Here is a 13,757-nt window from a genome sequence, read left to right as displayed (position 1 = left end):
GTAGGACCACAGGTGTAACCGGAACAACCCGGCTTTCCCTGCGCGATGGGTTACGGCTTATACGTGCTCGCCCCGGTGAGACTGGGCTCTTTTGTCACCGCTTTCGCAAAGATGCTTGCGCACGCTTCACGAGAGGACACCTGCCACCAGGGCGTCAGGCCTGCACGATTTCGCCGTCCGCCTCATGCGCTCTCGTCAGTCACGCATGCGGCGTCCACCGCATCCCACCGCAACGTTCGTGACGATCGCGAGCGCCCCTCGAGCGGGTGAGACGGGAACTCTATACACTGATTTGACCTACTGATAAACCGAAATATTTTTACTGGAGGGGCTTGCGCCGTCGGGCAAATCAGTGATTGAGGCGAAACTGCCTACCGGCATGCCGGGTAGCCGAAGCGCTTGATGATCTCGTCACCGGAAATCGAATGAAAGGCAAGCGTATCCATGAAATGGTTGACGGTGACATATTTGCGCAAGGCAGCCTTATAAGTGCTGAGCATTTGCTGCGTGGTGGAGGGGTTGATGATGCCCGTTCTCATGGAGCCGCCAGCGTGAAACAACAGGGTCGCGTCAGGCGTGATGCAGACATGGCGTATCGAAAGGAACATCGTACAGGCGGATTGACAGTGGCCGTCGATGCGAAAGCGCTCTCCCGACGCGTTATACTGCTGTATCACGGCCAGGAATCGCGCAAACTCTGCCTGATCGCGCGCGCCATAGCCCATGCCTAGCGATGATACGGAGCCATCGGCGTAGGCTGGCTGTCCCGTGAAGCCGCAGAAAGCGAAAAAAACAAGCGCGCGGACCAATCGCTGCCAGTTATGCAAGACATTCTCCTGGATCGGCTGAATTTTGACTGGCACTTTCGTCCCCTGTAGCTCTTGGGCAGATCAATGCGTGGCAGTTGCGCGACACATCCCTCAGGCCATCGCGGGAAGCGGCGACGACGCCGGCCTTCGGGTGATCGCCATCGGCAGCCCCTTGGCCGGACGCAGCGTGATGCGCTGATGCGGCCACACTTCGGCGCCCGGCAGCAGCTGCATCTCGAAGCGGCTGACCAGCACCGCAAGCACGATCGCGGCCTCCTGCAAGGCGAAGGACGAACCGATGCAGGTGCGGGGTCCGACCCCGAAGGGCAAATAGGCGAACCGCGGAATGTCGCCGCGGCTCTCGGGCAGGAAGCGCGACGGATCGAACGCGGCAGGGTTGCTCCATAGCCGGTGATGCCGGTGCAGGACATAGGGCGCGATCACGATCAGGGATCGCGGCTTCACGGCAAAATCGCCCAGCGTATCGGCTTCGATCGCCGTCCGGCTCAGTGCCGCGATCGGCGGGTAGAGGCGCAGCGCTTCCTCGATGACGGCCTTCGTCACGATCAGACGATCGGCCAGATCGTCTGCCGGATCGACCAGCTCGCGCATGGCTTCCTCCAGCACGCGCGATCGCCATTCCGGCGCCTGCGACAACAGAAACAGCGACCAGGCGAGCGTGTTCGCAGTCGTCTCGTGGCCCGCGGACAGAAAGGTGAGAATGTTGGAGCGAACCTCCTTCAGGCTCAGTCGTCCACCGGTCGCAGGATCAAGCGAGCACAGCAGCAGGGTCAGAAGGTCGTTTGGGCGCTCGGCAGTATCCGCCAGTCTCAGGCGCCTCAATTCGATGATCCGGTCGATCACCGTCTCGAAATAGGCCATCGTCCGGCGCAGGCGGCGATGGCCGGGGCGCGGGACGAACGTGGGCGCACCGAACAGGTCGAGCGCCCCGATACGGCCGACGGCACCGAAATAGGCGTTCATCGCCATCCGAAATTCGGTGATGTCCCCGCCGATCCCGTCCGAGAAGATCGTGCGCGCAAGCACGTTCAGGGTGACCACGGTCATTTCGGCAGCGGCGTCGATCACTGCGCCAGGCCCGAGCTTCGCCCATGTCATGGCAAGGTCGTTTGCGGCTGCCAGCATCGCCCCGGCGAAGCCGTTGACGGTGCGGCGCGCGAACAATGGCGCGAGCGATCGCCGCTGGGCTTCCCATCGCTCTCCCTCGACGCTCAGCAAACCGTCCGACAGGCCGAACGAGAGGATCCGGCGCTGGATCGTGTCCTTCGGATAGTTCTTCGCATTGTCCATCAGCACGCGCTTGATGGCCTGGGGATGATGAACCAGAAACGTATCGGCGAACGGCAGGCGGATGTTCACGATCGGCTCGTCAAAGCATTCCGCACTCCAGCATTCGAGCGGATTGCGCCGCAGCCTGATCAGCGTTTCGACAAGTCCCAGCCGGCGTGGCGGCGGGCGCGGCGCGGGCGGGCAGAAATCCGGTTCGCGGCAACGCAGCATGGAAAAAACCGCCGTCGGCTTCAAATAAGTTTGATGAACGCCGCACGAAGATGCCCGGTTCCAGGGATCGAGTCCACTGCAGGCGGGACCACCACGAACAACACTGGTCGTACGGATCGCGCTGCGGCAGGAACCTATTGGCGGCGCAAGGTGTTGACGTCACGTGCCAATGAATGTCCGAACCGCTTGAAGGTATAGACATGCTGGGAGCTGCCGGTCGCAAACCCGTCTCGTTGCTCGCGCTCGTCGCGATTGCCGCCATCGCAGCATCGACAGCGCTGTCGACGAATCCAGCCGACGCGGCCCATGGTGGTGGTGGCGGCGGCGGCGGCGGTCATGGCGGTGGTGGCGGTGGCTTCCATGGTGGTGGCGGCGGCGGCTTCCATGGCGGTGGTGGCGGTGGCTTCCATGGCGGTGGCGGATTTCACGGCGGCGCGCCTGGTGGTTTCCATGGTGGTGGCGGCTTCCATGGTGGTGGTGGCGGCTTCCACGCCGGTGGCGGCGGCTTTCGTGGCGGCGGCTTTCACACCATTCACGCTGCCCCGAGAATGGGAGCCGTTCATGCCGCGCCGGGAATGGGACGCGGCGCTGGTGCGCACCAATTCCCGTCGCACGCCAATGTACACAATCCGGCGGTCGCACATGGCGCCTTCGCCGGTCGACATGCGCCCTCGGCCGCCGTGATGCGGCACAACGCCGGCGCCGTCGGTCACTCCCTGGCCTCCCGTCAGGTCCGAGCCGCTCTGCACCAGCCCGGCGGCCTGCGCAACCCGATGACGCGCGCCGCGATCACGACGGCCGCTGCGGGCGCGGTCTGGGCCCATCACAATGGCGGCTGGTGGTGGCGACATCCGCATGGCGGCTTCGGCTGGGTCGGTCCGGTGTTCTGGCCTTACGCTTACTATGATCTCTACGATTACGCCTGGTGGGGCTGGGACTACGATCCGTATTTCTGGGACTACGGCTATGCGGATCTATACGCCGGCCTGTTCGACCCCTACGGCTATGATGCCCTGAGCGGCTACGCCGGATACCTGCCCGGCCATGGCGGATCCCGCGCGGCCGTCACATCCGGCGGCTCCGGCACGGCGACGCTCGCCGACATGTGCGGAAGCGACAGCCGCGACATCGCCGGCTTCCCGATCGAGCAGTTCCGCGACGCCATCCAGCCGAATGCCGAGCAGAGCGCCGCGCTCGACGAGCTCGCGGCGGCCTCGCAGAAGGCGTCCGAAGCCATACTCAACTCGTGCCCCAGGGACATTGCGCTGACCGCGCCGAGCCGCCTTGCCGCGATGCAGCAGCGTGTCGAGGCCATGCGCAACGCCGTCGGCATCCTGCAACCGGCGCTGGACAAGTTCTATGGGCTGCTCAACGACGAGCAGAAAGCCAGGGTGACCGCGCTGGCAGACAACCAGCGGCGGTCGCGCGGCGGCAGCGCGGATCGCGAGAAGACCGCCGAGAGCGGCAACTGCAATGCGGCGCAGTCTGCCGCCACCGCGTGGCCGGGCGACCTCATCGCAAGCAGGGTGATGCCGACCGAGGCGCAGCAGGCCAGCCTCAAGGACCTGCAGGACGCCGCTGCGAAGGCAGAGGACATCCTGAAGTCGTCATGTCCGCCCGCAGATGCGCGCACGCCGCCGGCCCGGCTTGCCGCCGTCGCAGCGCGGCTGGATTCCATGCTCCAGGCGATCGGGACGGTGCGCCCGGCCCTGGACAATTTCTACAACTCGCTCAGCGACGAGCAGAAGGCCGCATTCGACGCGATCGGCCCCGAGCGGGACAGCACCGGCACGGCGATGGGCACCGATAACGACGAGCGCCCGCGGCGGCATCATCGCCGCCATCATTATTACGGACTCAACGTGCCAGGCATGGTGTTCCGGATGATGGGGTTGTAGCGGCGAACGCCCTGCGACTGCCCAAGTCGTCATTGCAAGTCGTCATTGCAAGTCGTCATTGCGAGCGAAGCGAAGCAATCCGCTCGCAATGACGGTACGATCGGCTAGATCACCTTCCGCTGCGCCAGGTTCTTCATCAACGCGCCGACGCCAAACGTCCAGTGCTCGCATTCGTCGCTGTTGCGCATGCGGTTGACGAGCCTGCCGAGCTGGGGCGCGGCAATAGTGACGATGTCGTCGCGCTTGTGGGTGAAGCCCTGGCCCGGTGCGTCGCGGTCCTTGACCGGCGCGAACATGGTGCCGAGAAACAGCGCGAATCCGTCGGGATATTGATGCACCGCCGAGATGGTCTGCGCGACGAGGTCGGTCGGGTCGCGGCTGATCTTGCCGATCGAGGAATGGCCCTCGAGCACGAAGCCGTCGGTGCCGGTCACGGTCAGGCCGACATCCATCCTGCGCACGTCATCGAGCGAGAAGGTCGCATCGAACAGACGGAGCAGCGGACCGATCGCACACGACGCGTTGTTGTCCTTGGCCTTCGACAGCAGCAGCGCAGAGCGGCCCTCGAAGTCGCGCAGGTTGACATCGTTGCCAAGCGCGGCGCCGACGATCCTGCCGGCGCTCGACACCACGAGGACGACCTCCGGCTCCGGGTTGTTCCAGGTCGATTTCGGGTGCAGCCCGGCATCCATCCCGGTGCCGACCGACGACAGCGTCGGCGCCTTGGTGAAGACCTCCGCGTCGGGGCCGATGCCGACCTCCAGATACTGGCTCCAGGCGTTCTGCTCGATCAGCACCTGCTTCAGCTTCGCTGCCTCCGCCGAGCCCGGCTTCAGCCTGGAGAAGTCGTCGCCGACGAGGCGCACCACCTCCTTGCGGATCGCTTCCGCCGATGACGGGTTGCCGCGCGCCCGCTCCTCGATGACGCGCTCCAGCATCGAGACCGCGAAAGTGACGCCGGCCGCCTTGAGCACCTGGAGATCGACCGGCGCGAGCAGATGCGGTCTGGCGGTGTCGCGGCGATCGGGCGGCGTGTTGGCAAGGATGGCCTCGAGGTCGCCGATCCGCTCGCCCCTGGTCGCGCGCAGCGCGGCCGCGGGATCACCCTCGTCGCAGAGCGCGCTCACCGTCGAGAAGCGCGCCGTGACGTCGAATACACCGTCGGCACGGACCGCCACGACGGCCGGACCGCCGGCCTGCGGCAGCCACACCCGCCCGACCAATGTGCCGGCGGTCGAGTCATCCGGCAGGACGTCCCTGGGCGTGAGCGTGATCATCGAATTCTCCCGTTTCTGAGTTGTTGGCGCTTGTTAGCACAGTCCGTGCGCGGCTGTGAAACGGCCGTCATCACAATGTCACACGAGAGTAACACGGCCCGTCAATGCTCCCGCGCGATCCACACATCATGGAAAGATGGATTCATGACTGCCCACGAAGCCCTGTCTCCGGACGCCTCGCGCGATGAAGCCGCGCGCAACGAAGCCCTGCGTGTGCGCATCCAGCAGGAGATGACCGACAGCCTCGACGAGGAACTCGAGCTCGAGCTCGACGATGCCAGGCTCGACGACCTCGACCACGGAGCCCATGCCCTCCACCCGTCGCTCGACCGCAAGGTCTATTTCAAGGAGCTGCTGCGGCTGCAGGGCGAACTGGTGAAGCTGCAGGACTGGGTGCACCACGAGAAGAAGAAGGTCGTCATCCTGTTCGAGGGGCGCGATTCCGCCGGCAAGGGCGGCGTCATCAAGCGCATCACCCAGCGGCTCAATCCGCGCATCTGCCGCGTTGCGGCGCTGCCGGCGCCGAACGAGCGCGAGCGCACGCAGTGGTACTTCCAGCGCTATGTCGCGCATCTGCCGGCCGGCGGCGAGATCGTGCTGTTCGATCGCTCCTGGTACAACCGTGCCGGCGTCGAGAAGGTCATGGGCTTCTGCACCGACGAGCAGTATCAGGAGTTCTTCAACACGGTGCCGGATTTCGAGCGGATGCTGATCCGCTCGGGCGCGATCCTGTTGAAATACTGGTTCTCGATCACCGACGAGGAGCAGCAGTTCCGCTTCACGATGCGTATCCATGATCCGCTGAAGCAGTGGAAGCTGAGCCCGATGGATGTCGAGGCGCGCAGTCGCTGGGAGCTCTACACCAAGGCCAAGGAGACGATGCTGGAGCATACGCACCTGCCGGAGTCACCGTGGTGGATCGTCGATGCCGTCGACAAGAAGCGCGCCCGGCTCAACTGCATCTCGCATCTCCTGAGCCAGATCCCCTATCAGCAGGTCGAGCACGCCGGCGTCACGCTGCCGCCGCGGGTACGCAATCCCGACTATCACCGCGGCCCGATCCCGCCGGAGATGTACGTCCCGGCGAAGTTCTGACCTCACCACACGCAAGCTTCGCTCCCTCTCCCGCTTGCGGGGGAGGTGAAGGACGCCCGATCGCCTCGCCTACTAATGGCGCAGACCGGCGGTATTGCTGGCGCCGGACGCCGACGCTAGGCTTTCCCGATCTGGTGCAGGGAGGCCCTCGTGACTGATTCCGACGATGTGAAAATTTCCGAAGACCGCCGCGACGCGCTGCGTTACGCGCTCGGCATCGGCAGCGGCGCCGCGTTCGCGGCCGCGATGGCGACCCCGGTCTCCGCGCAGACCTCCGCCGACAATACGCTGGACCGTGTCCGCGCCAACAAGGTGCTGCGCATCGCCGTGCTGCCGGGCGAGCTGCCCTATTTCAACAAGGATCTCGCGTCGGGCACCTGGTCCGGCTTCTCGATCGAGATGGCGAACGATCTGGCCAAGCTGCTCGACGTCAAGCTGGAATATGTCGAATCGACCTACGGCAATTCGATCCTGGACCTGCAAGCCAACAAGATCGACCTCGGCTTTGCGCTCAACCCGACCCCGCAGCGCGCGCTGGTGGTCGACTTCACCAACCTGGTGTTTCCGCACCCGTTCGGCGCGATGCTGAAGAAGGGACTCGAGGCCAGGACCTGGGCCGACATCAACAAGCCCGAGGTGAAGATCGCAGTCGACGTCGGCTCGGCCAACGAGGCTGTGGCGCGACGCTTCGCGCCCAATGCGACCATCAAGTCGCTGAAGTCGCGCGACGAGGTGATGCTCGAAATGTCGTCGGGCCGCGTCGATGTCGTCGTCAACGCGCTGGTGCTGGGCCTGACGGCGATCGCCAAGAACCCGAATCTCGGCACCTACAAGATCCTGCAGTCGCCGACCGTGACGATCGCGAGCGGCATGGCGGTGCGCCGCGAGCCCGACAAACGCTGGCGCGATTTCCTGTCGGTGTGGGTCGACTACAACAGGGGCATCGGCCAGATGCGCGAGTGGTTCGTCAAGGGCCTCGCACTGTCGGGGGTCAAGCCGGAGGATGTGCCGGTGGAGCTGAATATTTGATTGAGACTGCCTCTCCCGCTTGCGGGAGAGGCAGTTGGAGATCACACCCTGTCGTAGGTCAGCCCGCGCTCGAGGTGCCGCCCCACCAGCGTCGAAGGAAACAATATCGCGAAATAGATCAGCGCCACGATGGTGTAGACCTCGAGCGGCCTGTAAGTGTCCGCATTGATCAGCGTCGCGTTGTAGACGAGATCGGGCACCGCGATGATCGACACCAGCGAGGTGTTCTTCAGCTGCGTGACCGACTGGTTGACATAAGGCGCCATCATCGGCTTCAGCGCCTGTGGCAGGATGACGAGCCGCATCAGGCGCCAGCCGCGGAAGCCGAGCGCCTTCGCCGCATCCCACTGCCCGACCGGCACGCTCTCGATGCTGCCGCGCACGATCTCGGCATAGAATGCACCGCCGTAGAGCGAGAGCACGCTGACGGCTGCGACATGCGCCGGGATGTTGACCCCGATCACGACAGGAAAGGCGTAATAGAACCAGATGATCTGCACCAGCAGCGGCGTGCAGCGAAACAGCTCGATATAGGCAACCAGGAGCCAGTCGATGACCGGGATGCGCCGCAGCCGCAGCATGCCGACGATCAGGCCGATCAGGGTCCCCAGGATGATGGTGCCGATCGTGTAGGCGATGGTCCAGCCGAGCCCGAGCCAGAACAAGTGGCTGTATTTGGCAAGGATGCCGAAATCCCAAACGTAGCTCATCCTGCCCCTCGGTTACCGGATGTCCCGCGACAGCCGATCTGATGTTCGAGCATCGCAGGCAGGATGGCCCAAGTCACGCGATATCAAGTCACGCGATATAGCGGTCCGGCGAGAACGCCCGCGCATCGAACGGCGGCGCTGCGCCCACAATCATCGCCGCGACCGCTGCGCCCGTTCCGGGGCCGGTGGTGAAGCCGATGTGCTGGTTGCCGAAAGCGAGCCAGAGACCGCGATGCCGCGGCGCCTGGCCGATCATCGGCAGGCTGTCGGGCAAGGTCGGCCGCGCGCCGCGCCAGCGTTCGCCGACCTCATCGCCGAACTCGATCACGCCGCGTGCCAGCGGCACCGCGGCCTCGAGCTGCGAAAAATTCGACGGCGCGTCGCGCGCGGTGAGCTCGACGCCGCTGGTGATGCGAATGCCCTGCTCCATCGGCGTCATCACGAAGGCGCCGTCGGCATCGTGGATCGGCCGCAGCAATTGGCGCGCCGGGTTCGGCACGAAGTGCTGGTGATAGCCGCGCTCGAACGCCAGCGGCACGCGATAGCCGAGCGGCCGCAGCAGCTCGGCCGACCATGGTCCGAGTGCGACCACGACGTGACGCGCCCTGATCTCGCCGTCCGCCAGCACCACGCGCCAGGCATCGCCCAGTGCCGCGAGCGATCTGATGTCGGATTGCCTGACGGCGCCGCCGCCATCGACCAGCATCTTCGCATAGGCCCTGACCACGGCACCGGGTGAATCGACCGACGCCGTCTGCGTGTGCAGCAGGCCCGTGCTGTAGACCGGGACGATGTTGGGCTCGAGCGCGGAGATCGCCTGGCGGTCGAGCACCTCGCTCTTGACGCCGAATTCGGCGAGCGCCGCCTGCTCGGACTTGGCCGCGGCGAGCCCGTCGGTGCGCCAGGCCTTCAGCCAGCCGGTCTCGCGGATGCGATGCCCCGCTCCCGCCTGCACGATCCAGTCGCGATGCAGCTTCAGCGATGTCGCGATCAGGCCGTTGAGCGCGGCGGCACGCGGCCTGGTCTGCGACGGCGTGGCGCTGGCGAGGAAGCGGATCACCCAGTTGGCATTGGCGATCGCCCAGGGAATATTCCAGCGCAGCGCCGGATGCCGGTTGCTCAGATATTTCGGCAGGTTCCTCAGCAGCGCAGGCGTGTTGAGCGGCAGGATCGAGCCCGACGAGAGAATGCCGGCATTGCCATGGGAGGTCTCGCTGCCGGGCTCGCGCCGGTCGACGACAATGACCGAGAGGCCGCGCTGCCGCGCCGCGAGGCCGGCGGAGATGCCGACCATGCCGGCACCGAGCACGGCGACGTCGACCTGTTGTGGCAATGCTTCCCCGCTCATCCGATCACATCAAGGTCAGGCCGCCATCGACCGGCAGCGTGGCACCCGTAACATGGCCCGCCTCCGGCGACAGCAGGAACGAGATGACGGCAGCGACCTCCTCCGGCGTCGCCAGCCGCTGCATCGGATTGGCCTTGGCGACCCGCTCCCAGGTCGCGGGATCGAGCGCGCCGACGAGGCCGGGATCCTTGCGCGTGTAGCCGGGCGTCACGGCATTGGCGGTCGCGCCGGAGGCAGCAAGCTCGATCGCCAGCGACTTCACCAGCACCTCGAGTGCGGCCTTGGCCGCCGCCGATCCGGGAAAGGTGCCGCCGGGCACGAACCGATGCGGCCCGAAGCTCGAGACGGCGACGACGCGGCCATGCGCGTTGCGCGTCAGGTCCGGCAGCGCCGCGGCGGCCATCTCGTGGAATGCGGCCGCCATCACCGCAAACGCGCGCTCCAGCGCCTCGCGCGGCAGGCTGGCGAAATCGCGCCGGTCGGCAAAACCCGCCGCATGCACGATGCTGTCGATCGGCCCGAACGTGGCACGCGTCGCGTCGACGAGCTCGGCGCCGGCACCGGCCCTGGCGAGATCGCCAGTGCGGATCTCGACCTTTGCACCGGCGCACCGGCACTCCCCGGCGACCGCGGTCAGCCGCGCGAGGCCGGCGGCTTCCGCGGCCTGTCCATGCAGCATCAGGCATTGATCGGGGCCCGCGAGAAGGCGCGCAACCGCTGCACCAATGCCGGAGCCGCCTCCCGTGATGATTGAAACTCGCATGAACCGCGCAAGATCGGATGCTTCGAGGACAGCGAACTATAGGTTCGGTGCCGCGAAATGCAAATCGACTTGCCGATACCGGGAGAAGCTACCGCCAGGGCTCGACGAGGATCTTGGTGTGCGCCTCCGGGCTCGCGAGATCGGCGAATGCCTGCGCCACGCCGTCGATGCCGACGCGGCCGGTCACCAGCGATGCGGCATCGACCTGCCCTTCCGCGATCAGGCGCAGCGAATAGGCGAATTCCTCCGGCGTGTAGCCGAGCACATATTGAACGTTGAGCTCCTTGAGGATGCCGAGCATCGGCTCGGAGCGGTCGGTCTCCATGCAGACGCCGACCACGACGATGCGGGCGTCGCGCGGCGCGCCTTCGAACACCTGCTGCAACAGGCCGGGCACGCCGACGCATTCGAAGATCAGCGCGGGCTTCAGCGCCGGAAGATGCGCCTGGAACGGCGGCCGTGCCGCCTTCTGCTCCGGCGACATCTCGGCATGTTCGGCCCAGCGCGCATAGGGCTGGGTCCCGGCGGGGTCGATCACGACGTCTGCACCCATCCTCTCGGCAAGCTTGCGCCGGGTCGGCGAATAGTCGGCGGCGATGATCGGATGCAGCCCCTTGATCCTGAGCGCCGCGATCACTGCGAGCCCGACCGGGCCACAACCGATCACCAGCGGCACCTCGCCGCCGCGAATATCCGCCTTCGCCACCGCGTGCACGCCGACCGCGAGCGGCTCGGTGAGCGCGGCATGCTCGGCGGCGAGCCCGTTCGGCACCTCCAGCAGCAGCGGCTCGCTGAGCAGCATCCGTTCGGCATAGCCGCCGGCATATTCGTTGGAATATCCGATGCCCCGCGGGCCCTGCGGCGTCACCAGCGCCGGCAGCGAGCACACCTTGGTGCCCGGCTTCAGCTTGCGCGCGGTGTCGGGTCCATAGTCGAGGATCTCGCAGCAGAACTCATGGCCGAATACGACGTCGCGCGAGAGATCCATCGGCGTGCGGCCGGGAAAGAATTTGGTCAGCTCCACCATGCGGTGGGCATGCTTGCGCGCATGCAGATCGGAGCCGCAGATGCCGCAGGCGAGCGACTTGACCAGCACCTGGCCGGCGCCGGGCACCGGCTCCGGCATCGTGTCAACGACGATCTCGCCGTTCCTGAAGATGGCTGCGCGCATGATTCCTCGCTGTTCCGTTTGCAGAACAGTAGCACGGAGGATCACCACGAATAGCGCATAACACCCTTGCCGGGATCCAGGCCCGGCACGGGACCACAATGGTCAGGCGTTCGGCGACGGCTCGCTCGCCACAGCGAGCAATTGCGAGCGGCGCACGCGCTCGCGGTGGGCGGTATAGAGGCCGCTGGCGACGATGAAGGCAGCGCCGAGGATGGTCCAGCTGTCGGGCAATTCGCCAAACACCAGGAAGCCGAGGAAGCTCACCCACACCAGCTGGGTGTAGGAGAACGGCGCCAGCACCGAGGCATCGCCATAGCGGAACGCGAGCACCACGATCCACTGCCCCGCAGTGGACGCGACACCGACGAGGATGCCGAACATGATGTCGTGCCAGGTCGGCGCCACCCAGACGAACGGCACCAGCGCAGAGACGATGACGACGCCGACGATCGACGAATAGGCCATGATGGTGAGCGGGCGTTCGCTGCCGCTCATCATGCGCGTCATGATCAGCGTGCCGGCCCAGGCGAAAGCCGAGAAGATCGGGAAGAACGCCGCAGGATGGAACGCGGCGGTGCCCGGCCGCAGGATGACGAACACGCCCATCAGGCCGACCGCAGTCGCGATCCAGCGGCGCATGCCGACCTTCTCGCCGAGGAAGACGATCGAGAGCGCGGTGACGAACAGAGGCGAGACGAAGCTCGTCGCCGAGGCTTCCGCGATCGGCAGGAAGCCCAGGCCCGTGATGAACAGCAGCGAGGAGCCGAGCAGCGCCGAGCCGCGCAGCACATGCAGGCCGGGGCGGCTCGTCCGCAGCGCGAACAGCGACGAGCCAGGCAGCATCGTGGGCAGCATGATCAGCGCGAACACCACGAAGCGGATCCAGGTGATCTCGATCGAGGGCAGCGTCGACGAAAGGTATTTCGCTGTTACGTCGGAAGTGCCGAGAAAAACGGTGGAAAGCAGGATCAGCGCGATGCCCTTGAACGGCCGATCGGCACGTGCCGGCGCCTTGCGCGCGGCGAATGTCCTCTCGGGCAATGGCAGGGATACGCTGTCCAGCCTGGCGGCTGCGGCGGGGGGCGGAGTCACGGCTATCTCGAAGGCAAAATGCGAATCTGCGAGCCCCCTAGAGACGCCAATTCCGCCGCAGGGACAATGCCCGAAAACGGGACTCCGATATGCGTCAGCGCGCGCGACCTCCCGCCGCAGGCCACAAACAACTGCGACTGAAACAGTTTGTTAGGAATTGTGTGCCGCGGCAGCGCTACAGCATCGGCAGCGAGCGCGGCTTCGGCCCGCGTGGAAATGCCTTGTCGAGCGCTGCGATCTCGCTGTCGCTGAGCCTGAGGTGGCCTGCCGCCGCATTCTCCGCCGCGTGATCGCCGCTCGACGCCTTCGGAATTGCGAGAACGGCCGGATCGCGCGTGAGGAAGCTCAGCGCCACCTGGCGTACCGTCGCCTTGTGCGCATCGGCGATCGATTGCAACGCCGCACCGCCTTTGGTTTCCGGCGAGGGAAAATCATTGTGACCGAACGGCGAATAGGCGACCACGGCGACCGCGTGCTGCGCGCACCACGGGATCACGGCGTGCTCGATCGCGCGTTCCCTGAGGTGATAGAGCACCTGATTGCAGGCGATCTTGCCCTCGCCTGCGACGTCGAGCAGCTCGTCGAGATCGTCGACGTCGAAATTGCTGACGCCCCAGGACCGGATCTTGCCGGCCGCGATCAGCTCGTCGAAGGCCGCGACGGTTTCAGCAAGCGGATAATGTCCGCGCCAATGCAGGAGATAGCAGTCGAGCCGATCGGTCTTCAGCCGCTTCAGCGACCGCTCGCAGGCGGTGATCGTGCCGCGCCGCGAGGCATTGTTCGGCAGCACTTTCGAGACGAGAAAGATCTTGTCGCGCTGACCCGCGATCGCATCCGCGATCACGAGCTCGGCGTCGCCATACATCTCCGCGGTGTCGATGTGAGTCATGCCGGCGTCGACGCCGCGGCGGAGCGCCGCTATCGCCGTCTTGCGGTCGCCGCGGTCGAGATACCAGGTGCCCTGCCCGATCACCGGAACCTGCGGGCCGTTCCTGCCGAATTGTTTTGTGAGCATGGTCGTCTCGTCCTGCGTGGTCCCCAACC

At 65.8% G+C, this 13,757-nt stretch carries 13 protein-coding genes; 3 read left to right on the top strand and 10 right to left on the bottom strand.

Annotated features, from left to right (window positions below; translation table 11 throughout):
• Positions 1-371: 371 nt before the first annotated feature.
• From JQ586_RS10980 to JQ586_RS41095, 3 genes are all read right to left on the bottom strand, one after another.
• A complete protein-coding gene (locus tag JQ586_RS10980) occupies positions 372-827 on the bottom strand; it encodes a hypothetical protein (protein ID WP_212394548.1) in 456 nt (151 codons plus the stop codon).
• 93 nt (positions 828-920) lie between these two features.
• Positions 921-2,330, bottom strand: a complete 1,410-nt coding sequence (locus JQ586_RS10975) for a cytochrome P450 (RefSeq protein ID WP_212394547.1) — start codon at positions 2,328-2,330, stop codon at positions 921-923.
• Between the two features lie 134 nt (positions 2,331-2,464).
• Positions 2,465-2,995, bottom strand: a complete 531-nt coding sequence (locus JQ586_RS41095) for a hypothetical protein (protein ID WP_283815433.1) — start codon at positions 2,993-2,995, stop codon at positions 2,465-2,467.
• 18 nt (positions 2,996-3,013) lie between these two features.
• Between JQ586_RS41095 and JQ586_RS10970 the strand changes: the two genes are divergently transcribed.
• Positions 3,014-4,228: a Spy/CpxP family protein refolding chaperone gene (locus JQ586_RS10970; RefSeq protein ID WP_249147459.1), complete on the top strand. Its 1,215-nt coding sequence runs from the start codon at positions 3,014-3,016 to the stop codon at positions 4,226-4,228.
• Positions 4,229-4,332: 104 nt separating this feature from the next.
• Here JQ586_RS10970 and JQ586_RS10965 read toward each other — a convergent pair whose 3' ends face one another.
• The gene (locus JQ586_RS10965; protein WP_212394546.1) at positions 4,333-5,505 is read right to left on the bottom strand and encodes a fumarylacetoacetate hydrolase family protein; all 1,173 of its coding nucleotides are present in this window, start codon (positions 5,503-5,505) and stop codon (positions 4,333-4,335) included.
• Positions 5,506-5,649: 144 nt separating this feature from the next.
• Between JQ586_RS10965 and ppk2 the strand changes: the two genes are divergently transcribed.
• Together ppk2 and JQ586_RS10955 are read left to right on the top strand one after the other, a co-directional pair.
• Positions 5,650-6,600, top strand: coding sequence for a polyphosphate kinase 2 (gene ppk2 / locus JQ586_RS10960; RefSeq protein WP_212394545.1), 951 nt, complete (start codon positions 5,650-5,652; stop codon positions 6,598-6,600).
• Between the two features lie 150 nt (positions 6,601-6,750).
• Positions 6,751-7,629 carry a transporter substrate-binding domain-containing protein gene (locus tag JQ586_RS10955; protein WP_212394544.1) on the top strand — a complete coding sequence of 293 codons (879 nt, stop codon included), beginning with the start codon at positions 6,751-6,753 and terminating at the stop codon, positions 7,627-7,629.
• Positions 7,630-7,670: 41 nt separating this feature from the next.
• Here the strand turns inward: JQ586_RS10955 and JQ586_RS10950 are convergent, their stop codons facing one another.
• The 6 genes from JQ586_RS10950 to JQ586_RS10925 all read right to left on the bottom strand — a co-directional run bounded on the left by JQ586_RS10950 (position 7,671) and on the right by JQ586_RS10925 (position 13,728).
• Positions 7,671-8,339 carry an amino acid ABC transporter permease gene (locus tag JQ586_RS10950; RefSeq protein ID WP_212394543.1) on the bottom strand — a complete coding sequence of 223 codons (669 nt, stop codon included), beginning with the start codon at positions 8,337-8,339 and terminating at the stop codon, positions 7,671-7,673.
• 88 nt (positions 8,340-8,427) lie between these two features.
• Entirely contained in the window at positions 8,428-9,687 is a 1,260-nt protein-coding gene (locus tag JQ586_RS10945) for an FAD-binding oxidoreductase (protein WP_212394542.1), read from the bottom strand.
• A 4-nt stretch (positions 9,688-9,691) separates the two neighbouring features.
• The gene (locus tag JQ586_RS10940) at positions 9,692-10,450 is read right to left on the bottom strand and encodes an SDR family NAD(P)-dependent oxidoreductase (protein WP_212394541.1); all 759 of its coding nucleotides are present in this window, start codon (positions 10,448-10,450) and stop codon (positions 9,692-9,694) included.
• A gap of 88 nt (positions 10,451-10,538) precedes the next feature.
• A complete protein-coding gene (locus tag JQ586_RS10935) occupies positions 10,539-11,621 on the bottom strand; it encodes a zinc-binding dehydrogenase (RefSeq protein ID WP_212394540.1) in 1,083 nt (360 codons plus the stop codon).
• A gap of 102 nt (positions 11,622-11,723) precedes the next feature.
• The gene (locus tag JQ586_RS10930; protein ID WP_249147478.1) at positions 11,724-12,668 is read right to left on the bottom strand and encodes a DMT family transporter; all 945 of its coding nucleotides are present in this window, start codon (positions 12,666-12,668) and stop codon (positions 11,724-11,726) included.
• 220 nt (positions 12,669-12,888) lie between these two features.
• Complete coding sequence (locus JQ586_RS10925; RefSeq protein WP_212394538.1) at positions 12,889-13,728, bottom strand: aldo/keto reductase; 840 nt, start codon at positions 13,726-13,728, stop codon at positions 12,889-12,891.
• Positions 13,729-13,757 lie beyond the last annotated feature (29 nt).

The sequence above is a fragment of the Bradyrhizobium jicamae genome (assembly GCF_018130215.1).
GTDB lineage: Bacteria > Pseudomonadota > Alphaproteobacteria > Rhizobiales > Xanthobacteraceae > Bradyrhizobium > Bradyrhizobium jicamae_A.
This window is presented reverse-complemented; position numbering and strand designations above follow the sequence as displayed.

Excerpts from the sequence above, each read along its gene's own strand:
- JQ586_RS10975 (WP_212394547.1), bottom strand. The coding sequence starts at position 2,330 with ATGCTGCGTTGCCGCGAACCGGATTTCTGCCCGCCCGCGCCGCGCCCG.
- JQ586_RS10940 (WP_212394541.1), bottom strand. The coding sequence starts at position 10,450 with ATGCGAGTTTCAATCATCACGGGAGGCGGCTCCGGCATTGGTGCAGCG.
- JQ586_RS41095 (WP_283815433.1), bottom strand. The coding sequence starts at position 2,995 with ATGTCGACCGGCGAAGGCGCCATGTGCGACCGCCGGATTGTGTACATT.
- ppk2 (WP_212394545.1), top strand. The coding sequence starts at position 5,650 with ATGACTGCCCACGAAGCCCTGTCTCCGGACGCCTCGCGCGATGAAGCC.
- JQ586_RS10935 (WP_212394540.1), bottom strand. The coding sequence starts at position 11,621 with ATGCGCGCAGCCATCTTCAGGAACGGCGAGATCGTCGTTGACACGATG.
- JQ586_RS10925 (WP_212394538.1), bottom strand. The coding sequence starts at position 13,728 with ATGCTCACAAAACAATTCGGCAGGAACGGCCCGCAGGTTCCGGTGATC.
- JQ586_RS10945 (WP_212394542.1), bottom strand. The coding sequence starts at position 9,687 with ATGAGCGGGGAAGCATTGCCACAACAGGTCGACGTCGCCGTGCTCGGT.
- JQ586_RS10950 (WP_212394543.1), bottom strand. The coding sequence starts at position 8,339 with ATGAGCTACGTTTGGGATTTCGGCATCCTTGCCAAATACAGCCACTTG.
- JQ586_RS10965 (WP_212394546.1), bottom strand. The coding sequence starts at position 5,505 with ATGATCACGCTCACGCCCAGGGACGTCCTGCCGGATGACTCGACCGCC.
- JQ586_RS10970 (WP_249147459.1), top strand. The coding sequence starts at position 3,014 with ATGCGGCACAACGCCGGCGCCGTCGGTCACTCCCTGGCCTCCCGTCAG.